The organism is Piscinibacter defluvii, assembly GCF_004011805.1.
In the GTDB taxonomy this organism is placed as follows: domain Bacteria; phylum Pseudomonadota; class Gammaproteobacteria; order Burkholderiales; family Burkholderiaceae_C; genus Piscinibacter; species Piscinibacter defluvii.
Genome location: NZ_RCHJ01000006.1, coordinates 19819 through 39830 on the forward strand (window position 1 = coordinate 19819; position 20012 = coordinate 39830).

At 71.7% G+C, this 20012-nt stretch carries 20 protein-coding genes; 11 read left to right on the top strand and 9 right to left on the bottom strand.

What is annotated here, in order from left to right; translation table 11 throughout:
• Positions 1–3: 3 nt before the first annotated feature.
• Entirely contained in the window at positions 4–1155 is a 1152-nt protein-coding gene (locus tag D9C15_RS17780) for an ABC transporter permease (protein ID WP_127999700.1), read from the bottom strand.
• 72 nt (positions 1156–1227) lie between these two features.
• On the bottom strand, positions 1228–2259 hold the full coding sequence (locus D9C15_RS17785) for a sugar ABC transporter substrate-binding protein (protein ID WP_127999702.1): 1032 nt from the start codon (positions 2257–2259) through the stop codon (positions 1228–1230).
• Between the two features lie 127 nt (positions 2260–2386).
• Here D9C15_RS17785 and D9C15_RS17790 point away from each other — a divergent pair, with 127 nt between their 5' ends.
• From D9C15_RS17790 to D9C15_RS17805, 4 genes are read left to right on the top strand one after another with little or no spacing between them, the layout of a single operon-like run.
• Positions 2387–3268: a MurR/RpiR family transcriptional regulator gene (locus tag D9C15_RS17790; protein WP_127999704.1), complete on the top strand. Its 882-nt coding sequence runs from the start codon at positions 2387–2389 to the stop codon at positions 3266–3268.
• Positions 3265–4260, top strand: coding sequence for an inositol 2-dehydrogenase (gene iolG, locus D9C15_RS17795; RefSeq protein ID WP_127999706.1), 996 nt, complete (start codon positions 3265–3267; stop codon positions 4258–4260). The genes D9C15_RS17790 and iolG overlap by 4 nt, the downstream gene beginning before the upstream one ends.
• On the top strand, positions 4257–5267 hold the full coding sequence (locus D9C15_RS17800) for a Gfo/Idh/MocA family oxidoreductase (RefSeq protein ID WP_127999708.1): 1011 nt from the start codon (positions 4257–4259) through the stop codon (positions 5265–5267). Before iolG ends, D9C15_RS17800 begins: the two co-directional genes overlap by 4 nt.
• A 2-nt stretch (positions 5268–5269) precedes the next feature.
• Complete coding sequence (locus tag D9C15_RS17805; protein ID WP_127999710.1) at positions 5270–6421, top strand: phytanoyl-CoA dioxygenase family protein; 1152 nt, start codon at positions 5270–5272, stop codon at positions 6419–6421.
• A gap of 20 nt (positions 6422–6441) precedes the next feature.
• Here D9C15_RS17805 and D9C15_RS17810 read toward each other — a convergent pair whose 3' ends face one another.
• Both D9C15_RS17810 and D9C15_RS17815 read right to left on the bottom strand, forming a co-directional pair.
• On the bottom strand, positions 6442–7407 hold the full coding sequence (locus D9C15_RS17810; RefSeq protein ID WP_127999711.1) for a Bug family tripartite tricarboxylate transporter substrate binding protein: 966 nt from the start codon (positions 7405–7407) through the stop codon (positions 6442–6444).
• A 2-nt stretch (positions 7408–7409) separates the two neighbouring features.
• Positions 7410–8495, bottom strand: coding sequence for a tartrate dehydrogenase (locus D9C15_RS17815; RefSeq protein WP_127999713.1), 1086 nt, complete (start codon positions 8493–8495; stop codon positions 7410–7412).
• Positions 8496–8602: 107 nt separating this feature from the next.
• Between D9C15_RS17815 and D9C15_RS17820 the strand changes: the two genes are divergently transcribed.
• From D9C15_RS17820 to D9C15_RS17845, 6 genes are all read left to right on the top strand, one after another.
• A complete protein-coding gene (locus D9C15_RS17820) occupies positions 8603–9538 on the top strand; it encodes a LysR family transcriptional regulator (RefSeq protein ID WP_127999715.1) in 936 nt (311 codons plus the stop codon).
• 69 nt (positions 9539–9607) lie between these two features.
• On the top strand, positions 9608–10288 hold the full coding sequence (locus D9C15_RS17825) for a GntR family transcriptional regulator (protein WP_127999717.1): 681 nt from the start codon (positions 9608–9610) through the stop codon (positions 10286–10288).
• A complete protein-coding gene (locus D9C15_RS17830) occupies positions 10285–11166 on the top strand; it encodes a phytanoyl-CoA dioxygenase family protein (RefSeq protein WP_127999719.1) in 882 nt (293 codons plus the stop codon). The genes D9C15_RS17825 and D9C15_RS17830 overlap by 4 nt, the downstream gene beginning before the upstream one ends.
• Positions 11163–12518, top strand: coding sequence for an NAD(P)H-dependent oxidoreductase (locus D9C15_RS17835; RefSeq protein ID WP_127999721.1), 1356 nt, complete (start codon positions 11163–11165; stop codon positions 12516–12518). Before D9C15_RS17830 ends, D9C15_RS17835 begins: the two co-directional genes overlap by 4 nt.
• 16 nt (positions 12519–12534) lie before the next feature.
• The gene (locus D9C15_RS17840; RefSeq protein ID WP_127999723.1) at positions 12535–14226 is read left to right on the top strand and encodes an N-acyl-D-amino-acid deacylase family protein; all 1692 of its coding nucleotides are present in this window, start codon (positions 12535–12537) and stop codon (positions 14224–14226) included.
• The gene (locus D9C15_RS17845) at positions 14223–14543 is read left to right on the top strand and encodes a cupin domain-containing protein (RefSeq protein ID WP_127999725.1); all 321 of its coding nucleotides are present in this window, start codon (positions 14223–14225) and stop codon (positions 14541–14543) included. The genes D9C15_RS17840 and D9C15_RS17845 overlap by 4 nt, the downstream gene beginning before the upstream one ends.
• Here the strand turns inward: D9C15_RS17845 and D9C15_RS17850 are convergent.
• Positions 14477–14977, bottom strand: a complete 501-nt coding sequence (locus tag D9C15_RS17850) for an Lrp/AsnC family transcriptional regulator (RefSeq protein ID WP_128000121.1) — start codon at positions 14975–14977, stop codon at positions 14477–14479. The two genes, D9C15_RS17845 and D9C15_RS17850, sit on opposite strands and share 67 nt — an antisense overlap.
• Positions 14978–15096: 119 nt before the next feature.
• Here D9C15_RS17850 and mdeB point away from each other — a divergent pair, with 119 nt between their 5' ends.
• Entirely contained in the window at positions 15097–17745 is a 2649-nt protein-coding gene (gene mdeB / locus D9C15_RS17855; RefSeq protein ID WP_127999727.1) for an alpha-ketoglutarate dehydrogenase, read from the top strand.
• 7 nt (positions 17746–17752) lie between these two features.
• Here mdeB and D9C15_RS17860 read toward each other — a convergent pair whose 3' ends face one another.
• The 4 genes from D9C15_RS17860 to D9C15_RS17875 form a co-directional block, all read right to left on the bottom strand.
• Entirely contained in the window at positions 17753–17977 is a 225-nt protein-coding gene (locus tag D9C15_RS17860; RefSeq protein ID WP_127999729.1) for a hypothetical protein, read from the bottom strand.
• A gap of 74 nt (positions 17978–18051) precedes the next feature.
• Positions 18052–19050 (bottom strand): cation diffusion facilitator family transporter, encoded by a 999-nt coding sequence (locus tag D9C15_RS17865; protein WP_127999731.1) that lies wholly within the window; start codon positions 19048–19050, stop codon positions 18052–18054.
• The gene (locus D9C15_RS17870; RefSeq protein ID WP_127999733.1) at positions 19047–19436 is read right to left on the bottom strand and encodes a YbaN family protein; all 390 of its coding nucleotides are present in this window, start codon (positions 19434–19436) and stop codon (positions 19047–19049) included. Before D9C15_RS17870 ends, D9C15_RS17865 begins: the two co-directional genes overlap by 4 nt.
• A gap of 15 nt (positions 19437–19451) precedes the next feature.
• Entirely contained in the window at positions 19452–20012 is a 561-nt protein-coding gene (locus D9C15_RS17875) for a hemerythrin domain-containing protein (protein WP_127999735.1), read from the bottom strand.

The window sequence follows — 20012 nt, forward strand, 5'->3', positions numbered from 1 at the left end:
CCTTCACACCCGGCCCAGCGCGACGCGCCGGCGGATGTAGTTGTTGAACAGCACGGCCGCGAGCAGCATGCCGCCGAGGAACACGCGGTACCAGTTGTTGTCGATGCTGGTGTAGCCGATGCCGATCTGCACCACGCCGAAGATGAGCGCGCCGAGCGCGGCACCGACCACCGAACCGTAGCCGCCGGTCAGCAGGCAGCCGCCGATCACCGCGGCGATGATGGCCTCGAACTCCTTCTGCAGGCCGCGGTCGGCCGCGGCGGAGCCGGCGTCGGCCACCTGCAGCACGGCGAACAGCGTGGCGCAGAAGGCCATCAGCACGAACAGCGCCACCTTGACCCGGGCCACCGGGATGCCGACGTTCTTGGCCGCTACCGGATCGCCGCCGACCGCGAGGATCCAGTTGCCCACGCGGGTGCGTGCCAGCACGAAGGCGCCCGCCGCGGTCAGTGCGAACCACCAGACGATCACCTTGGGCACGCCGATGGCGAGCGCACGGCCGTCGTCGCGCGCGGCCATCCAGCCGGCGCCGGCCAGCGCGTCGAACAGCCCGGTCAGCACATGGCCGTGGAACAGCGCCTGCACGACCGGGTCGGCGACGATCAGGTCGCGCAGCACCGCGTCGCCGTTGGTCGAGAGGATGGTCTTGCCGGTCAGGATGACCGACAGCGCGAGGCTCAGGCCGCGCAGCACGAAGTAGAAGGCCAGCGTGACGATGAAGCTCGGCAGCCCGGTCTTGACGACCAGCCAGCCGTTCACCCAGCCCAGCGCCATGGCGCAGCCGAAGGCGAACAGCACCGACAGCCACACCGGCCAGCCCCAGTAGAGCGCGGGAATGGCCAGCATCATGCCGGCGAAGCCGATCATCGAGCCGATCGACAGGTCGAACTCGCCGGCGATCATCAGCAGCGCGGCACCGACGGCCAGGATGCCGAGGAAGGCGGCCACCGTGCCCCAGTTGATCACGCCCTCGGCGCTGAACATGCCCGAGCCGCCGGCGCCGAAGCCGAACAGCACGAACACCAGGATGGCGCCGGACAGCGCGCCGAACTCGGGCCGCGCGAGCAGCTTGCGCAGCGGGCTGATGCGGCGCAGCCGCTCGTCGGGGGCGGGAGTCACGGTCGGGGGGTGGGATTGGGGCAGCGTGGCACTCATCGGCGGGACTCCGGCGAGGCAGTGGGAGGACGACCGGCCGGGCCGGGGCGGGGAGCCCGGCCCGCCGGGAACTCAGCGGTACTGGCCCGCGTACTTCTCGACCTTGGGCAGCGTCTCCTTGGTGACGAAGCCCGGGCCCGAGCCGATGTGGCGCGCGCCATAGGCCGGCGCGAGGCCGTACTCGTCGAAGCGCGCCTTGGTCTTGGCGTTGGCCTTCACCGCGTCGGCCACCTTCTTCAGGTCGGCGGACTTCATCTCCTTCATCGTGGCCATCACCGCCACCGGGATGTAGCCCTGCAGGTAGGGCTGCTGGTCGATGCCGAACTGGATCGCACCGTCCTTGATGCCGCGGCCGATCTCGTCGGACAGGTCGAAGGTGGCGAACCACAGCTTGCCCTTCTGGCCCGACTTCTCCAGCGCCTTGAGCGTCGGGTGCGCGGAGGTGGGGCCGAGCGTCAGCACGGCCTGGGTGCCGGCGTTCTGGCGCAGGTAGGCCGAGACCTTGGACTCGATGCCGGTCGGGTCGTCACCGGCGTCGACGGTGCTCTTCTTGAAGTCCGCGCCGATCGCCTCGGCGAAGCCGCGGCAGCGCTCGAACGAGGCCGGGTTCGTCGCGTAGTGGTTGACGCACAGGAAGCTCTTGACGCCCGCCGCCTTGGCGCGCTCGCCGGCGCCCTTGCCGGCCGCGAACTCGGGCTGGCCGACGTGCATGATCGCGCCGAGTTTCTCGCTCTGCTCCGGCGTGCCGGAGTTGATCGTGATGAGCGGGATCTTCTTGTCGGTCACCTTCTTCAAGGCGCCCTGCAGCACGTTGAAGTCGGCGATGGTCGTGATCACGCCGTCGTAGCCCTGCGCGGCGGCCTGCTCGATCAGGCGCGCCATGTCGGCCAGGTCGCCGTTGGGCGGGTTGCGGTAGTCGACGGTGACGCCGTAATCCTCGCCGGCCTGCTTGACGGCGTTCTTGATCGTGTTCCACCACGAGTCGGAATCCGGCGCGTGGCTGATCAGCACGTACTTGCCGGCGGCCTGTGCCGCGCCGGTGGCCAGCAATGCGGCGAGCGCCAGGGTGCCGAGGGCCGCGTGGCGGCGGGTGAACTGGGTCATCGATGCCTCCTAGGTTGTCATGGGTGGGAGCGAAGCCAAGTCTAGGTGGCGCGGAACTGATTTTCCGCTCGTGTAAACACTTAGAAAGTTTTTTCCGTTTTTCCAGGTCCCGCACTACCATTCCGGCATGGACCGGCGCGCCCCTCCCACCCCTGCCGTCGATGCGCTGCTGGCGCGCATCGGCGCCGAGTTCGGCGGGCTGAGCCGCCAGCTCAAGCTGATCGCCCGGCATGTGGAGCAGCACCGCGACCACCTCGGCCTGGAGAAGATCCAGGACGTGGCGCAGCGCTGCGGCGTGCACCCCTCGGCCGTGGTGCGCTTTGCCAAGCACTTCGGCTTCTCGGGCTACAGCGAGCTGCAGAAGGTGTTCCGCGACGGCCTGTCGCGCCAGATCGCGCCGGCGCGCAACTACCAGGCCCGCATCCGCGAGGTGATGTCGCAGGCCGAGGGACGGCTGTCCAGCGCCGACATCGCCTACGAATTCATCGGCGGCGCAATCGCCGGCATGCAGGAGCTGCAGCGCGACCTGCACGGCTCCACGCTCGGCGACGCCGTGGAGCTGCTGGCGCACGCCCCGGCGGTGTGGGTGGCCGGGGCACGGCGTTCGTTCCCGGTGGCGGCCTACCTCGGCTACGCGCTGCAGCACACCGACAAGCCGGTGCAGCTGCTCACCGGCGTCGGCGCGATGCAGGACGGCCAGCTGCGCGCGCTGCGCGAGCACGACGTGATGATCGCGGTGAGCTTCGCCCCCTACGCCGAGGAGACGGTGCGCGCCGCGCAGGTGGCCGCCGAGCGCGGTGCGCCGCTGATCGCCATCACCGACAGCCGCATGAGCCCGCTGGCCGCCGATGCCGACGCCGCGCTGCTGGTGCAGGAAAGCAGCACCTTCGGCTTCCGCGCCCTGACCAACGCGATGGCCCTGGCCCAGAGCCTGTTCATCGCCCTGGCCTACCGGCTCGAACTGGAAGACCAGTCCGCAGCCGCCCACCCCCCCGAGGAGAAGACATGAGACATGTGGCGCTGTTCGGCGCCGGCCGCATCGGCCGCATTCATGGCAGCAACATCGCCGCGCTGCCCGGCGTGAGCCTGAAGTACGTCTGCGATCCCGTCGGCGACGCGGCGGCCCAGCTGGCCGCACAGCTCGGCGCTCAGGTCGCCACGCCCGAGCAGGTGTTCGCCGACCCGCAGGTCGACGTGGTGGCGGTCGGCTCGCCCACCGACACCCACAGCGACCTGATCGCCCGCGCGGCCGCCGCGAAGAAGCACATCTTCTGCGAGAAGCCGATCGACCTCTCGGTGCCGCGCGCCGAGGCCTGCGCCCGGGCCGTCAAGGACGCGGGCATCGCCTGCATGATCGGCTTCCAGCGCCGCTTCGACCCGACCTTCAACGAAGCGAAGGAGCGCCTGGCGCGCGGCGAGATCGGCGCACCGGAGATGCTGGTCGTCACCAGCCGCGACCCGGGCGCGCCGCCGGCGCATTACCTCAAGGGCTCGGGCGGCATCTTCCGCGACATGCTGATCCACGACTTCGACATCTTCCGCTGGATCCTGTGCGGCGACGGCGACGAAGCCGCGACGCTGTACGCCACCGGCTCGGTGCTGATCGACCCGGAGATCGCCAAGGTGCCGGACATCGACTGCAGCGTGGTGACGATCCGCACTCGGCGCGGCCGGCTCGCCCAGATCAACACCAGCCGGCGCGCCGCCTACGGCTACGACCAGCGCTTCGAGGTGCTGGGCTCGGCCGGCATGCTCCAGTGCGGCAACCACCGGCCCAGCGAGGTGGTGCAGTCGGATGCGCACGGCGTGCGCGCCGACAAGCCGGAGCACTTCTTCCTGCAGCGCTACCGCGAGGCCTACCGCCTGGAGGTGACGCACTTCTTCGAGTGCCTGCAGACCGGCCAGCCCTTCCGCACGACCATCGAGGACGGCGTCGCGGCGCAGAAGCTGGCCGACGCGGCGGCGCAGTCGCTCGAGAGCGGCAAGGTGGTGACGCTGTGACGCTGAAGGTCGGCATCGCCGGCCTGGGCCGGCTCGGCAAGCGGCATGCCGAACAGCTCGCGCGCTTCACGCCCGGGGCGCAGCTGGTCGCCGCCTGCAGCCCGGTGGCGGCCGAGCTCCACTGGGCGCGCGAGGCGCTCGGGGTCACCACGCTGCACGAATCCTTCGAGGCCTTCGTCGCCGACCCGGCGCTCGATGCCGTCGTGCTGGTCACGCCGACCACGCTGCACGCGCGCCAGACGGTCGCGGCGCTCGAGGCCGGCAAGCATGTGTTCGTCGAAAAGCCGCTCTCGCTCGAGCTGGCCGACTGCGAGCAGGTGCAGGCCGTGGCCGCACGCCACCCGGACCGCATCGCGATGGTCGGCTTCGTGCGGCGCTTCGACCCGAGCTACGCGCAGGCCAAGGCGGACGTCGACGCCGGCGCGATCGGCCGGCCCTTCCTGGTGCGCTCGCAGACCTGCGACCTGAACGACCCCGAGGGGTTCTTCGTGCGCTACGCGCCCGCCTCCGGCGGGATCTTCATGGACTGCAGCGTGCACGACATCGACCTCGCGCGCTGGATGCTCGGCAACCCGCGCGCCACGCGCGCGTTCGCCAGCGGCACCATCGCGCTGCACCCGGGGCTGGCCGAGTGCGGCGACGTGGACAACGGCCTGGCCATCGTCGAGTTCGAGGGCGGCGCTCGTGCGGTGTTCTACGCCAGCCGCACGATGGCGCACGGGCACGAGACGACCACCGAGGTGATCGGCACTGCCGGCATGCTGAGCGTGGGCATCGGCGCGCAGCGCGACCGCGTCGTCACGCGCGACGCGCAGGGCGTGCGGCACCGCCCGGTGGCGGACTTCTTCGAGCGCTTCGGCGAGGCCTTCCAGCGCGAGATGGGCGCCTTCGTCGAGGCCTGCCGCAGCGGCATCGCACCCTTGACCCTGGCCGACGCGACCGAGGCCACGCGCATCGGTGCGGCCATCACGCGCTCGCTGAAGAGCGGGCAGGTCGAGGCGGTCTGAGCATGCCGCATTTCGGCTGGCGCGCCGCGGACTGCCGGCTCGAAGACTTCATGGCCGTGCTGGCGCAGCCCGGCCCGGCGGCCGAACGGGCGGTGCGGGTGAGCCAGGGCGTGCCGGTGTACGACGGCGACGCGCTTCGCGCCGCACTCGCCCACGACCGCGAGGCGCTGATGGCCGAGTGGGCGGCGGTGCTGATGCATGGCGCCGGCATCGTCGTCATCGAGCGCCTGGTCGATGACCTCGCGGCGCTCGATGCGGCCAGCGCGCTGTTCCGCGCGCTCATTGCCGAGCAGCACGCCGCCGGCGCGGCGGCGGCCGACCACTTTGCCGCCGCCGGCGCGAACGACCGGATCTGGAACGCACTGCAGAAACACGGCCTGCGCGACCCCGAGGGCTTCGTGCGCTACTACGGCAACCCGCTGCTGGCCGCTGTCTGCGAGGCCTGGCTCGGACCGGGCTGGCAGATGACGGCGCAGGTCAACGTGGTCAATCCGGGCGGCGCGGCCCAGTCGCCGCACCGCGACTACCACCTCGGATTCATGACGGCGGCCCAGGCCGAGGCCTTTCCGGCCCATGTGCATGCGCTCTCGCCGGCGCTGACGCTGCAGGGCGCGGTGGCGCACGTGGACATGCCGGCGGAGACCGGGCCGACGCTCTACCTGCCCGGCTCGCAGCGCTACGCGCCGGGCTACCTCGCCTGCGGCCTGCCCGTCTTCCGCGACTACTTCGACGCGCACCACGTGCAGTTGCCGCTGCGCCGGGGCGACGCGGTGTTCTTCAACCCGGCGCTGTTGCATGCGGCCGGCCACAACCGCACGCCGGACGTGCGGCGCATGGCGAACCTGCTGCAGGTGTCCTCGGCCATGGGCCGGGCGATGGAGAGCGTGGACCGCACGTCGCTGAGCCTCGCCGTCTACCCGGTGCTGCGCCGGCTGCTCGCGGACGGCCGGCTCGACGCCGCGCGGGCCGACGCCGCGGTCGCCGCCTGCGCCGAGGGCTACGCCTTCCCGACCAACCTCGACACCGATCCGCCACGCGACGGCCTGGCGCCGCCCGCCCCGGCCGCGCTGATGCGCCGCGCCCTGGGCGAGGGCTGGGACGCGGCGCGCTTCGGCGCGGCGCTGCAGGCCCAGGCGGCACGGCGCCGCGCGTGACGCAGCGCGCCGCTGGCGCGTCAGTCGATCGTCACCTTCGCGTCCTTGACCAGCTTGGCGAACTTGTCGGTCTCGCTCCTGATCTGCGCGGCCATCTGCTCGCTGCTGCTGCCGATCGGCTCGGCGCCGATCTCGTCCATGCGCTTCCTGAACTCGGCCGACTGGATGACCTTCACCATCTCGGCGTTCAGCTTGGCGACGATCTCCTTCGGCGTGGCCGCCGGCGCGAGCACGCCGAACCAGGTGCCGATGTCGATGCCCTTGACGCCGGCCTCCTCGAGCGTCGGCACCTCGGGCAGCGCCGCCGCGCGTTTGCCGGTGGTGACGGCGAGTGCGCGCAGCTTGCCGCTTCGGATGTGCTGCAGCACCGGCGTCACGGTGTCGAAGGACATCGTCACCTGGTTGCCGAGCAGGTCGGTCACCAGCGGGCCGCTGCCCTTGTAGGGGATGTGCGCGATCTCGGTGCCGGTCAGGTTCTCGAACTGCGTGCCGATCAGGTGCTGCGCGGTGCCGTTGCCGTTGCTGCCGTAGTTCAGCCGGCCCGGCTGCGCCTTCGCCTGCGCAACCAGTTCGGCCACCGTCTTCGCCGGGTTGCCGGCGTTGACCGTCAGCACGTTGGGCACCAGCGCGATGGTGGTGACCGGCGCGAAGTCCTTCTGGAAGTCGTAGGGCAGCTTCTTGTAGACGCTCGAGGCGATGGTGTGGTGCACCGCGCCGACCAGCAGCGTGTGGCCGTCGGGCTTGGCCTTCGCCACGTGGTCGGCACCCAGCGTCGCGCCGGCACCCGGCTTGCTCTCGACGATCACCGGCTGGCCGAGGCCGTGCTGCAGCTTGTCGGCCAGGGCACGGGCCAGCACGTCGGTGGTGCCGCCGGCCGGGAAGGGCACGACGAGGCTGATCGGCTTGTTCGGCCAGGCCTGCGCGAAGGCGCTCGCGGTGCTGAACGTGGCGGCAGCGAGCGCCAGGGCTTGAAGCTTGTGCTTCATGCTCAGGCCGCCTTGCGCTGAGCTTGCGCCTTGAGCAGTCCGCAGACCGCGTTGGTGACGTCGGCAGTCTTCGCCGTGCCCCCCAGGTCGCGCGTGTGAAGCGCCGGGTTGGCCGTCACCTGCTCGATCGCCTGCATCACGCGCTGCGCGGCCTCGGCCTCGCCGAGGTGCTCGAGCAGCATGACGACCGACCAGAAGGTGCCCACCGGATTCGCGAGGCCCTGTCCCATGATGTCGAAGGCGGACCCGTGGATCGGCTCGAACATCGACGGGTAGCGGCGCTCCGGGTCGATGTTGCCCGTCGGCGCCAGCCCCAAGCTGCCGGCCAGCGCGGCGGCCAGGTCGGACAGGATGTCGGCATGCAGGTTGGTCGCGACGATGGTGTCCAGCGTGGCCGGCTTGTTAACCATGCGCGCGGTCATCGCGTCGACCAGTTCCTTGTCCCAGCGCACGTCCGGGTACTCGCGCGCCACCTCGCCGGCGATCTGGTCCCACATCACCATCGCGTGGCGCTGTGCGTTGCTCTTGGTGACGACGGTGAGCTGCTTGCGCGGCCGGCTCTGCGCCAGCCTGAAGGCGTAGCGCAGGATGCGCTCGACGCCGGCGCGCGTCATCATCGTCACGTCGGTGGCGGCCTCGATCGGGTGGCCCTGGTGCACGCGCCCGCCGACGCCCGAGTACTCACCTTCCGAGTTCTCGCGCACGATGACCCAGTTCAGGTCCTCCGGCCTGCAGCGCTTCAGCGGCGCGTCGATGCCGGGCAGGATGCGCGTCGGCCGCACGTTGGCGTACTGGTCGAAGCCCTGGCAGATCTTCAGGCGCAGGCCCCACAGCGTGATGTGGTCGGGAATGTGCGGGTCGCCGGCCGAGCCGAACAGGATCGCGTCCTTGCCCTTCAGCGCCTCCAGGCCGTCGGCCGGCATCATCTCGCCGTGGGCGCGGAACCAGTCGCCGCCCCAGCCGAAGTTCTCGAACTCGAAGCGGAAGCTGCTGGTCGAGGCCAGTGCCTCGAGCACCTGCTGGCCGGCGGGCACGACTTCCTTGCCGATGCCGTCGCCGGGGATGGTGGCGATCGAATAGGTCTTCACGGGTTGTCTCCTGAGGGATGAAGCGGTGAGGAGACTGTAGGAACTGGACCCCCCCCCGCAGCGGGCCTACAGTGAAGGCGTCGTTAACCTGTGGCTAACAATCGACCATGCCCTCCGCGACCTCGGCGGCGGCCGTCCAGCCGGCCGACCTCGGCTTCTTCTCGGTGCTGGCACGCGCCGGCAGCCTGAGCGCGGCCGGGCGCGAACTCGGCATCTCGACACCGGCGGTCAGCAAGCACCTGGCGCAGATGGAGGCGCGGCTCGGCGTCGCGCTGGTGAACCGCACGACGCGCCGCATGAGCCTCACGCCCGAGGGCGAGCTGTACCTCGAGCAGGCGCGCCGCATCCTGGCCAGCATCGACGATCTGGGCCAGCAGCTCGGCGTGTCCCGGGCGATGCCGCAGGGGCTGCTGCGCGTCAACGCGACGCTCGGCTTCGGGCGCAGCCACGTCGCGCCGCTGATCTCGGCCTTCGTGCGCCGGCACCCGTCGGTGGAGGTGCAGCTGCAGCTCTCGGTCAACCCGCCGGCGCTGACCGAAGACCTGTTCGACGTCTGCATCCGCTTCGGCGCTCCGCCGGACACGCGTGTCATCGCACGCAACCTGGCGCCGAACCGCCGCCTGCTGTGCGCCGCGCCCGCCTACCTGGCGCGGCACGGCGTGCCCAAGGTGCCGCACGACCTGGCGCGGCACAACTGCATCGGCATCCGCCAGGGCGAGGAAGCCCACGGCACCTGGCGGCTGGCGAGCGGGCGCGGCCGCAGCGCGGCCAGCCAGGTCGTCAAGGTGCGCGGCAACCTGACCACCAACGACGGCGGCATCGCGGTGCAGTGGGCGCTGGACGGCCACGGCATCCTGATGCGCGCCGAGTGGGACATCGGGCGCTACCTGAAGAGCGGCCGGCTGGTGCAGGTGCTGCCGCAGTACACGACGCCCGATGCGGACCTCTACGCCGTCTACCCGCAGCGCCACCAGCTCTCGGCGCGGGTGCGCGCCTTCGTCGACTTCCTGGCCGCCTCGTTCGCCCCGGCGAGCGCGGCCTGACCCCGGACAAACCCCGCTGCCGGCGGCGCCGCGCCGATGTACTCTGTATACAGAGTACGAAGCCCGACGATGCCGCCCCGCCTGCTCAAGCTCGAGACCGCGCCCGATCTGGTCGACCAGGTCTACCGCTCGCTGCATGACGCGATCAGCGCCGGCCTGCTGGCGCCGGGCGAACGCATCGTGCAGGAGGAGCTGGCGCAGCGCTTCGCCGTCTCGCGCCAGCCCGTGCTGCAGGCGCTGCGCCTGCTCAAGCAGGACGGGCTGCTGGAGGACGCGCCCGGCCGCGGCCTGCAGGTGGCGGCGCTCGACGCGGCCTCGCTGGAGCAGGTGTACCAGGTGCGCGGCGCACTCGACGCGCTGGCCGCGCGGCTGGCGGCCGAGCGCGGCGCGGCGCTGGACACGAAGCTGATCGAACGCGGTCGCAAGGCCGCCGCGGGCCGCAGCGTGGCCGCGATGATCGACGCCGACCACGCCTTCCACCGCGCCATCTACGCCGCTGCGGGCAACCCGCTGATCGAGCGCAGCGCCCAGCTGCACTGGAGCCACGCGCGCCGCGCGATGGGCGCGACGCTGCAGCGCTCGACGCTGCGCGAAACCGTGTGGGACGAGCACGAGGCGATCGCCGCCGCGATCGCCGCCGGCGATGCGGAGCGGGCCGAGCAGCTGATGCGCGCGCACTGCCGGCATGCCGCCGACCACCTGGTGCGCCGCCTTGCGGACGTGCCGCTTGCCTCTGGAGAGAGACGATGAGACTGACCCCCGAGCAGATCGCGCAGTTCGAGCGCGACGGCTACCTGTTCTTCCCCGGCCTGTTCAGCCCCGAGGAGACCAGGAGGCTGACCGACGCGGTGCCGGACCTGTATGCCCGCCGCGAGGCCTACAACGTGCGCGAGAAGGGCAGCGACGCGGTGCGCACGAACTTCGCCGCGCACCTGTACAGCGAGCCGTTCGCACGGCTGGCGCGGCATCCGCGCATGGTGCAGCCGGTCGAGGACCTGTTCGGCGAGAAGCTGTACATGCACCAGTTCAAGATCAACGGCAAGATGGCCTTCGAGGGCGACGTCTGGCAGTGGCACCAGGACTACGGCACCTGGCGCAACGACGACCTGATGCCCACCGAGCGCGCGATGAACGTCGCGATCTTCCTGGACGACGTGAACCCGTTCAACGGCCCGCTGATGTTCATCCCGGGCAGCCACCGCAAGGGCGTGGTCGACGCGAAGCACGACCTGACCACCACCAGCTACCCGCTCTGGACGGTCGACCATGCGCTCATCGCGCAGCTCGTCGAGCGTGCCGGCGGCAAGCAGGGGGGCATCGTCTCGCCCCAGGGCCCGGCCGGCTCGATGATCCTGTTCCACTCCTGCCTGGTGCACGCGTCGAGCAGCAACCTCTCGCCCTGGAACCGCGTCAGCGTCTACCTGTCGCTGTGCGCGGTCAGCAACCACATTCGCCGCTTCAAGCGGCCGGAGTACATCGCGCACCGCGTGTTCGACCCGATCGAGTGCCTGCCCGACGACTGCCTGCTGAAGGACTACCCGGTCGAGCTGCCGTGGAAGAACGGCATGCCGGGCAGTGCATTGGTGACTTCCCTCGAACCGATCGACCGGCACGAGGTGGCCGCATGAATCTCCACGCCAGGCTCTTGAAGCGCCAGGCCGAAGGCAAGCCGATCCGCATCGGCCTGATCGGTGCCGGCAAGTTCGGCTCGATGTACCTTGCCCAGGTGCCGCGCACGCCGGGTGTGCACCTGGCCGGCATCGCCGATCTCGCGCCGGCCGCGGCACGCGCCAACCTCGAACGGGTCGGCTGGGAGCCGCAGCGCGCCCAGGCCGCTTCGCTCGACGAGGCGCTGAAGAACGGCACGACCCACCTCGGCGACGACTGGCGCGTGCTCGCGCAGCATCCGGCGATCGACGTGATCGTCGAATGCACGGGCCACCCGATCGCGGCGGTGGACCACTGCCTGGAGGCCTTCGCGCAGGGCAAGCACGTCGTCAACGTGACCGTCGAGGCGGACGCCTTCTGCGGCCCGCTGCTGGCGAAGAAGGCGGCCGAGGCCGGCGTGGTGTACTCGCTCGCCTTCGGCGACCAGCCGGCGCTGATCTGCGACCTGGTCGACTGGGCGCGCACCTGCGGCTTTCCGGTCGTCGCGGCCGGGCGCGGCCACAAGTGGCTGCCGCACTTCTGCGAGTCGACGCCCGAGACGGTGTGGGGCCACTACGGCCTGACGCCCGAGCAGGCGCGGCGCGGCGGGCTGAACCCGAAGATGTTCAACAGCTTCCTCGACGGCTCCAAGCCCTCGATCGAATCGACGGCGGTCTCCAACGCCACCGGCCTGGCGGTGCCGGGCAACGGCCTGCTCTACCCGCCGGCGAGCGTGGAAGACATCCCCTACGTGACCCGGCCGCGGAGCGAAGGCGGCGTGCTCGAGAAGAAGGGCATGGTCGAGGTGATCTCCTCGCTCGAGCCCGACGGGCGCAGGATCCCCTACGACATCCGCATGGGCGTGTGGGTCACGGTCGAGGCGGAGACGGACTACATCAAGAACTGCTTCGAGGAGTACAACGCCCACACCGACCCGAGCGGGCGCTACTTCACGCTCTACAAGCGCTGGCACCTGATCGGGCTGGAGGTCGGCGTGTCGGTGGCCAGCGTCGCGCTGCGCGGCGAGCCCACCGGCGTGGCCACCGGCTGGAACGCCGACGTGGTGGCCACCGCCAAGCGCGACCTGCAGCCCGGCGAGCTGCTCGACGGCGAAGGTGGCTACACGGTGTGGGGCAAGCTGCTGCCGGCGACGACCTCGGTCGCGATGGGCGGCCTGCCGCTCGGCCTGGCGCATGGCGTCAAGGTGGTGCGGCCGGTGAAGAAGGGCCAGAGCCTGAGCTGGGCCGACGTCGCGATGGACACCACCACGCACGCCTACCGCACCCGGCGTGCGATGGAAGACCTGTTCGCGCCGCAGCGCCGCGCCGCCTGATCGGGACCGAGTCACGATGGACGACCTGCTGATCCGCGGCGCGATGCTGTACGACGGCAGCGGCGCCGAACCACGCCGCGCCGACCTGGCGGTGCGCTCCGGCCGCATCCGCGCGATCGGTGCCGACCTGTCCGTCGACGCGCAGCGCGTGGTCGATGCCGATGGCCTGGCGCTGATGCCCGGCATCGTCGACAGCCACACCCACTTCGATGCCCAGCTCACCTGGGATCCGTTCGTGCGGCCCTCGCCGGCGCTCGGCGTCACCACGGCGGTGATCGGCAACTGCGGCTTCACGATCGCGCCCTGCCGCCCGGCCGACCGCGAGCAGACGATGCGCAACCTGACGCAGGTGGAGGGCATGTCCTTCGAGGTGCTGCAGCGCGGCATCGTCTGGGCGTTCGAGACCTTCGCCGAGTACCTGGCCTTCCTGCGCCGGCGCGGCAGCGCGGTCAACCTGGCGGCCTACGTCGGCCACTCGTCGCTGCGCACCTGGGTGATGGGCGCCGACGCCAACCGGCGCGAGGCCACGCCGACGGAGATCGCGGCAATGGCCGCACTGGTGGACGAGGCGATGCGCGCCGGCGCGGTCGGCCTGGCGAGCTCCACCAGCCCGGCGCACAACGGTGCCGGCGGCGCGCCGATGCCCTCGCGACTGGCCGCCGACGCCGAGCACCTGGCGCTCATCGAGGCGATGGGCGCCGGCGGCCGGCGCGGCGTCTACATGGTCACCAAGGGCGCGCAGATGCCGGTGGCGCTGCTCGAGCAGATGAGCGCGCGCTCGGGACGGCCGGTGATGATCGCCGCGCTGCTGCACAACGGCACCAACCCCGGCGCGGTGTTCGCCGACCTCGACGCGATCAGCGCCGCGAACGAACGCGGCCGGCGCCTGCTCGGCCAGGTGTCGTGCTGCCCGCTGACGATGGAGTACACGCTCGCCTCGCCCTACCCCGTCGAGGGCCTGGCCAGCTGGCAGGCGGCGCTTGGCAAGGAGGGCGCGGCGCTCGAGGCGGTGCTGGCCGACCCGCTGTTCCGCCAGCGCGTGCGCGCCGAGCTGGCGCAGCCCTCGACCTTCCGCCTCTTCAACGGCGAGTGGGACAAGGTGCAGGTGGTGCAGGTGGCGCAGGAGCGCCACCGCGCGCTGGAGCAGAAGAGCATCGCCGAGCTGGCCCGGCGCGCCGGCAAGGACCCGCTGGACCTGATGCTCGATCTCGCGCTCGACGAGGACCTGCAGACCATCTTCACCGCGCAGCTGCTCAACAGCGACGAGGAGGCGGTGGCCCGGCTGCTGACGCATCCGCACAGCGTGGTGTCGCTGTCCGACGCGGGTGCGCACCTGACCTTCTTCAACGATGCCGGCTTCGGCCTGCACCTGATGGGCCACTGGGCGCGCGAGCGCGGCGTGATGAGCCTGGCCGAGGCCGTGCGGCGCCTGACGCACCAGAGCGCCGCGCTGTTCGGCCTGCCCGGCCGCGGGCTGCTGCGCGAGGGCTACGCGGCCGACCTGCTGCTGTTCGACCCGGCCAGCGTCGGCCGCAGTGCCGCCCGCCGCGTGTTCGACCTGCCCGGCGGCGCGCCGCGCCTGCACACCGACGCCATCGGCCTGCACGGCGTGTGGGTCAACGGCGTGCAGGTGGCCGACGGCACCGGGCTGATCGAGACCGCGGCCCTGGCCGGCGAGCTGGTCACCCGCTTCGAGCACCGGGCATGACCCCACCGACCTTCGACCGCTTCGCCGCCGCGGCCCGCGCCGACGGCTTCGACGAGGTGATCGAGCGCACCTGGGCGCCCGGCACCGTGCTCGACACCCACACGCATGACTTCGGCGTGCGCGCGCTGGTCGTGCGCGGCGAGATGTGGCTGACGGTGGGCGAGGCCACGCAGCACCTGCGCACCGGCGACCCCTTCGTGCTCGACGCGAACGTACCGCACGCCGAACGCTACGGGCCCGACGGTGCCACCTACTGGGTCGCGCGGCGGCGCCGAGCCGACACCGGCGGCAGCGCCAGCGGCAGCGCGGTCTTGTAGCGCACCTGCTTGAGCGCGAAGCTCGAGCGGATCTTCTCCACCTCCTTGATCGGCGAGAGCTGCTCGAGGATGAAGCGCTCCAGCGCGGCGATGTCCGGCACCGCGACGCGGATCAGGTAGTCGGCGTCGCCGGTCATCAGGTAGCACTCCATCACCTCGTCGCGCGCGCACACCTTGGCCTCGAAGGCCTCGAGCGCGGCGCGGCTCTGCTGCTTCAGGCTGATCGAGATGAACACGTTCAGGTGCAGGCCGAGCTGCTTGGCGTCCAGCAGCGCCACGCTGCGGCGGATCAGCCCGGCCTCGCGCATCGCCTTCACGCGCGCCAGGCAGGGCGAGGGCGAGAGATGCACCCGGCGCGCCAGCTCCACGTTGGACAGCGAGGCGTCCTCCTGCAGTTCGCGCAGGATGCGCAGGTCGATCGTGTCCAGCTCCATCATGCCGCTTTCGGTGGTTCTGGCAGCATGTTATGCCGCCAGGCGGCGCCACAGCAGCCAGGACGGCGAGAAATCCCGGGGCATCGCGCCTACAGTGAAGCATCGCCCGAGGAGCCCGGATGAGCGACGATTCGATCCAGCCGCACCTGCACCCGCACGATGCCGACCCGCAGGAGACGGCCGAGTGGCGCGCCGCCTTCGCCGCGGTGCTGGCCCACGAGGGCCCGGCGCGCGCCCGCTTCCTGCTCGACGAGCTGGCGCGGCTCGCGCGCACGCCGGCCATCGGCTGGGAGCCGCCGCGCGGCACGCCCTACGTCAACAGCATCCCGGTCGAGCGCCAGGGGCGTTTCCCGGGCGACCTTGCGATCGAGGAGCGGCTCGCGTCGATCATGCGCTGGAACGCGCTCGCGATGGTGGTACGCGCCAACCAGGCGCATGGCGAGCTGGGCGGCCACATCGCCAGCTACGCCAGTGCGGCGGACCTGTTCGAGGTCGGCTTCAACCACTTCTTCCACGCGCGCGACCTGGTGTTCTACCAGCCGCATTCGGCGCCGGGGGTCTACGCACGCGCCTACCTCGAAGGGCGGCTGTCGGAGAACGACCTGGCGCACTACCGCCAGGAGCTGAGCGCGGCGGCCCAGGGCGCCACCGGGCTGTCGAGCTACCCGCACCCCTGGCTGATGCCCACGTTCTGGCAGTTCCCGACCGGCTCGATGGGGCTCGGTCCGATCAGCTCGATCTACCAGGCGCGCTTCATGCGCTACCTGCAGCACCGCGGCCTGCTCGACACGCAGGGGCGGCGCGTCTGGGGCGTGTTCGGCGACGGCGAGATGGACGAGCCCGAGAGCATGAGCGCGCTGACGCTGGCGGCACGCGAGGGACTCGACAACCTGGTCTGGGTGGTCAACTGCAACCTGCAGCGGCTCGACGGCCCGGTGCGCGGCAACGGCCGCATCGTCGACGAGCTCGAGGCGCTGTTCTCGGGTGCCGGCTGGCGCGTCATCAAGCTCGTGTGGGGCTCGGACTGGGACGGCCTGTTCGCGCGCGATGCGGGCGGTGCGCTGCTGCGCGCCTTCGCCAACACGGTGGACGGCCAGTTCCAGACCTTCGCGGCCAAGGACGGGCGCTACAACCGCGAGCATTTCTTCGGCCAGGATCCGGCGCTCGCCGCGCTCGCGCAGGGCCTGACCGACGAGCAGATCGACCGCCTGAAGCGCGGCGGGCACGACCTGGTGAAGATCCACGCCGCCTACGCCGAGGCGCTGCGCACCGCCGGCCGGCCGGTGGTGGTGCTGGCGCAGACCAAGAAGGGCTACGGCATGGGCGAGGCCGGTCAGGGCCGCATGACCACGCACCAGCAGAAGAAGCTCGGCGACGAGGACCTGATCGCCTTCCGCAACCGCTTCAACCTGCCGCTCTCCGACGAGCAGGCGAAGAGCCTCGCCTTCTTCAAGCCGGCCGACGACGCCCCCGAACTGCGCTACCTGCGCGAGCGCCGCGCCGCGCTCGGCGGCTTCGTGCCGGTGCGGCGCAGCGCGGCGGCGCCGGTGCCGGTACCGGGGGTGGAGGGCTGGGGCGGCTTCGCGCTGAACGCCGAGGGCAAGGAGATGAGCACCACGATGGCCGTGGTGCGCATGCTCGGCGCGCTGCTGAAGGACCCGGCGCTCGGCCCGCGCCTGGTGCCCATCGTGGCCGACGAGGCACGCACCTTCGGCATGGCGAACCTGTTCAAGCAGGTCGGCATCTACAGCAACGTGGGCCAGCGCTACGAGCCCGAGGACATCGGCTCGGTGCTCAGCTACCGCGAGGCGCAGGACGGCCAGATCCTCGAGGAGGGCATCAGCGAGGCCGGCGCGCTGAGCTCGTGGACGGCCGCCGCGACGAGCTACTCGGTGCACGGCGTCGCCATGCTGCCCTTCTACATCTACTACTCGATGTTCGGCTTCCAGCGCGTCGGCGACCTGATCTGGGCCGCGGCCGACCAGCGCGCGCGCGGCTTCCTGCTCGGCGCGACCGCCGGGCGCACGACGCTCGGCGGCGAGGGCCTGCAGCACCAGGACGGCTCGAGCGTGCTGGCCGCCGCCGCGGTGCCGAACTGCCGCGTCTACGAGCCGGCCAGCGCCGGTGAGGTGGCGGTGATCCTGGCCCACGGCATGCACGAGATGCTCGAGCAGCAGCGCGACGTCTTCTACTACGTGACGGTGGGCAACGAGAACCAGGCCCAGGCCTCGCTGCCCGCTGCGGCGCACGCGGACGTGGTGCGCGGCCTGTGGCGCGTGCAGGCAGCGGCCACGCCGGCGCTGCGCCTGCTCGGCTCGGGCACCATCCTGCGCGAGGTGCTGGCGGCGGCCGAACTGCTGCGCACCGACTGGGGCGTGGACGCCGAGGTCTGGAGCGCCACCAGCTACGCCGAGCTCGAACGCGAGGCACGCGCGGTGCAGCGCTGGAACCGGCTGCACCCGGGCCAGCCGCCGCGGGTGGCGCACCTGGCGCATTGCCTGCCCGGCCACGCGCCGGTGGTGGCAGCGAGCGACTGGCTGCGCGCCTGGCCGCTGTCGGTGGCGCCTTACCTGGAGGCGCGCATGACGGCACTCGGCACCGATGGCTTCGGCCGCAGCGACACCCGCGCCGCGCTGCGCCGCTTCTTCGAGGTGGACCGATTCCAGGTGGTGCTGGCCGCGCTGCACGCGCTCGGCCATGCCGGTGCGGCCGAGGCGATCGGGCGCTACGGCATCGCGGCGGACGCGCCGCCGCCGTGGACAGTTTGACGCGCGCCTAGCGGAAGCGGCTCGGCAGCGCCAGCACCTGGGCGCTGCGGCGCTGGGCCCGTGCCTCGCGGCGCAGGCGCGCCGCGGCCGGCTCGAACAGGGCCACCAGGCGTTGCCACCAGCCGGGCCCGGCCAGCGTCGGCAGCTTCGACGGCGCGCGCAGGCGGCGCTGCGGCGGCAGCGCGAGGTGCAGGGCGACGGCGGATTGCGGTGCGTGGCTGAAGCGGTTCATGGTGGCGCCTCGAATCGTTTCCGGAAGTATCCGCAGCCGCAGGCGCCCCGCCATCCCCCCAGGAGGGGGCCGGTTCAAGCCTGTCGCGCGCCACCCACAGTGCCGCAGGCCTGCATGACCGGTGCGCGCACGCATTGCAGCGTCACGTGCCCGATGCGGAAGCGCCGGTGCAGCTCGTCGGCGGCGCTGCGCAGGAAGGCATCGTCCGCGGGGCCGGCGGGCATCACCAGATGCGCGGTCAGCGCCACCTCCGCGGTGCCCATCGCCCAGACATGCAAGTCGTGCACCTCGGTCACGCCGGGCAGCGCGCGCAGGCAGTCGTGCACCGCGCGCAGGTCGACGTGCGCTGGCACGCCGTCGAACAGCAGGTGCAGCGACTGGCGGAACAGGCCCCAGGTGCCGATCACGATGACCGCGGCGATCAGCAGGCTCGCCACCGGGTCGATCCAGGTCCAGCCCAGCCACAGCGTCAGGGCGCCGGCCACCACCACGCCGGCCGAGACCAGCGCGTCGCCGGCCATGTGCAGGTAGGCGCCGCGCAGGTTCAGGTCGTCCTGGCCGCGCAGGAACAGCAGGGCCGTCGCGCCGTTCACCACGATGCCGATCGCGGCGACGACGATGATCGTGACGCCGTGCGTCTCGTGCGGCGCCTGCAAGCGGCCGACGGCCTCCCAGGCGAGCGAGCCCATCGCCACCAGCAGCAGCAGCGCGTTGGCGAACGCGGCCAGGATGCTGGCGCGCTTGAAGCCGTAGGTATGGCGCAGGTCCGGCCGCACCCGGCCGGCCAGCGCGCCGGCCCAGGCGAGCACCAGGCCGGCCACGTCGCTCAGGTTGTGGCCCGCGTCGGCCAGCAGCGCGAGCGAATCGACCCGCCATCCGTAGTAGGCCTCGACCGCCACGAACCCGAGGTTCAGCGCGATGCCGATCGCGAACGCCCGGTCGAAGCTGGCCGGGGCGTGGTGGTGGTGACCATGGTGATCCTGCCCGTGATCGTGCCCATGGTCTCGAGCGTGGTCATGCGCGTGGTCGTGATGACCATGGGCATGGTCGTGGTGCGCGTGGTCGTGGCTCATCGGGGATCGGCGTCGGGCAGTCGCCACAGCCAGGTGGCGACCGCGGCACAGCACAGCGCCGGCAGCCAGCGCCAGGGGCCGGGCATCACCCACCAGGCCCAGGCACTGCCGGCCAGCATCATCACGGTGGCGAGTTGCTTCGCGCGGCGCGGTACCGCGTGGCGGGTGCGCCAGTCGCGCACCATCGGGCCGAAACGTGGGTGTTCGATCAGCCAGCGCTCGACCCGCGCGCTGCCGCGCGAGAAGCAGAAGGCTGCCAGCAGCACGAACGGCGTGGTGGGCAGCAGCGGCAGGAAGATGCCGGCCACACCGAGGCCGAGGGCAACCCCGCCCGCGCCGGCCCAGGCGGCGCGTTGCCACAGCGGTCGATGCAGCGGGCTGTCCACGCGGGCATTGTCGCCTCAGGCACGGCGCCGGGCGGCCATCTCGGTGCCCATGGCAGCCAGCGCATCCGCGTCGACGAGCGCACGCGCCGCGGGAAAGACACGCCCTTCCTCGAGGTCGATGTGGCCGTCGTAGGCTGCACGGAAGTCCACGACCGCCGACCGCGTTGCGGCATCGATCGCGCCGGCCGCATCCGGCCCGGCCCAGCGCTGCAGCGCCCCGCGCAGCGCACCCCACAGCGCGCCCATGCGCTCGTGGTCGGCGCGCAGGCGCAGCACGTCGGCCGCCAGCCCCGCATCGCCGGTGGCGAGCAGGCGCGGGAAGACGTGGCGCTCCTCGTCCTCGTGGTGGTGCGGTGCCGCCAGGTCGAAGTAGCGCAGCACGTCGCGCGCCGCGCCGCGGCTCTGTTCGTCATGCCCGCGTGCATCGATGTGCTCGACCAGGCGCCCGAGCAGCGCGAGGCTGCGCCGCACACGGTCGTGGCAGGCCTCGAGCATCTCGAAGGGCTGCTCGAAACCGACCGCGGGCGCGTCGAAGCCGGGCAGCGGAGCGTTCGGATGGTTCGGGGCAGCAGACAT

Coding starts and splice junctions, on each gene's coding strand:
- D9C15_RS17845 (WP_127999725.1), top strand. CDS start 14,223: ATGACCCCACCGACCTTCGACCGCTTCGCCGCCGCGGCCCGCGCCGAC.
- D9C15_RS17860 (WP_127999729.1), bottom strand. CDS start 17,977: ATGAACCGCTTCAGCCACGCACCGCAATCCGCCGTCGCCCTGCACCTC.
- D9C15_RS17840 (WP_127999723.1), top strand. CDS start 12,535: ATGGACGACCTGCTGATCCGCGGCGCGATGCTGTACGACGGCAGCGGC.
- iolG (WP_127999706.1), top strand. CDS start 3,265: ATGAGACATGTGGCGCTGTTCGGCGCCGGCCGCATCGGCCGCATTCAT.
- D9C15_RS17865 (WP_127999731.1), bottom strand. CDS start 19,050: ATGAGCCACGACCACGCGCACCACGACCATGCCCATGGTCATCACGAC.
- D9C15_RS17785 (WP_127999702.1), bottom strand. CDS start 2,259: ATGACCCAGTTCACCCGCCGCCACGCGGCCCTCGGCACCCTGGCGCTC.
- D9C15_RS17780 (WP_127999700.1), bottom strand. CDS start 1,155: ATGAGTGCCACGCTGCCCCAATCCCACCCCCCGACCGTGACTCCCGCC.
- D9C15_RS17825 (WP_127999717.1), top strand. CDS start 9,608: ATGCCGCCCCGCCTGCTCAAGCTCGAGACCGCGCCCGATCTGGTCGAC.
- D9C15_RS17810 (WP_127999711.1), bottom strand. CDS start 7,407: ATGAAGCACAAGCTTCAAGCCCTGGCGCTCGCTGCCGCCACGTTCAGC.
- D9C15_RS17805 (WP_127999710.1), top strand. CDS start 5,270: ATGCCGCATTTCGGCTGGCGCGCCGCGGACTGCCGGCTCGAAGACTTC.
- D9C15_RS17830 (WP_127999719.1), top strand. CDS start 10,285: ATGAGACTGACCCCCGAGCAGATCGCGCAGTTCGAGCGCGACGGCTAC.
- mdeB (WP_127999727.1), top strand. CDS start 15,097: ATGAGCGACGATTCGATCCAGCCGCACCTGCACCCGCACGATGCCGAC.
- D9C15_RS17835 (WP_127999721.1), top strand. CDS start 11,163: ATGAATCTCCACGCCAGGCTCTTGAAGCGCCAGGCCGAAGGCAAGCCG.
- D9C15_RS17820 (WP_127999715.1), top strand. CDS start 8,603: ATGCCCTCCGCGACCTCGGCGGCGGCCGTCCAGCCGGCCGACCTCGGC.
- D9C15_RS17875 (WP_127999735.1), bottom strand. CDS start 20,012: ATGTCTGCTGCCCCGAACCATCCGAACGCTCCGCTGCCCGGCTTCGAC.
- D9C15_RS17850 (WP_128000121.1), bottom strand. CDS start 14,977: ATGGAGCTGGACACGATCGACCTGCGCATCCTGCGCGAACTGCAGGAG.
- D9C15_RS17790 (WP_127999704.1), top strand. CDS start 2,387: ATGGACCGGCGCGCCCCTCCCACCCCTGCCGTCGATGCGCTGCTGGCG.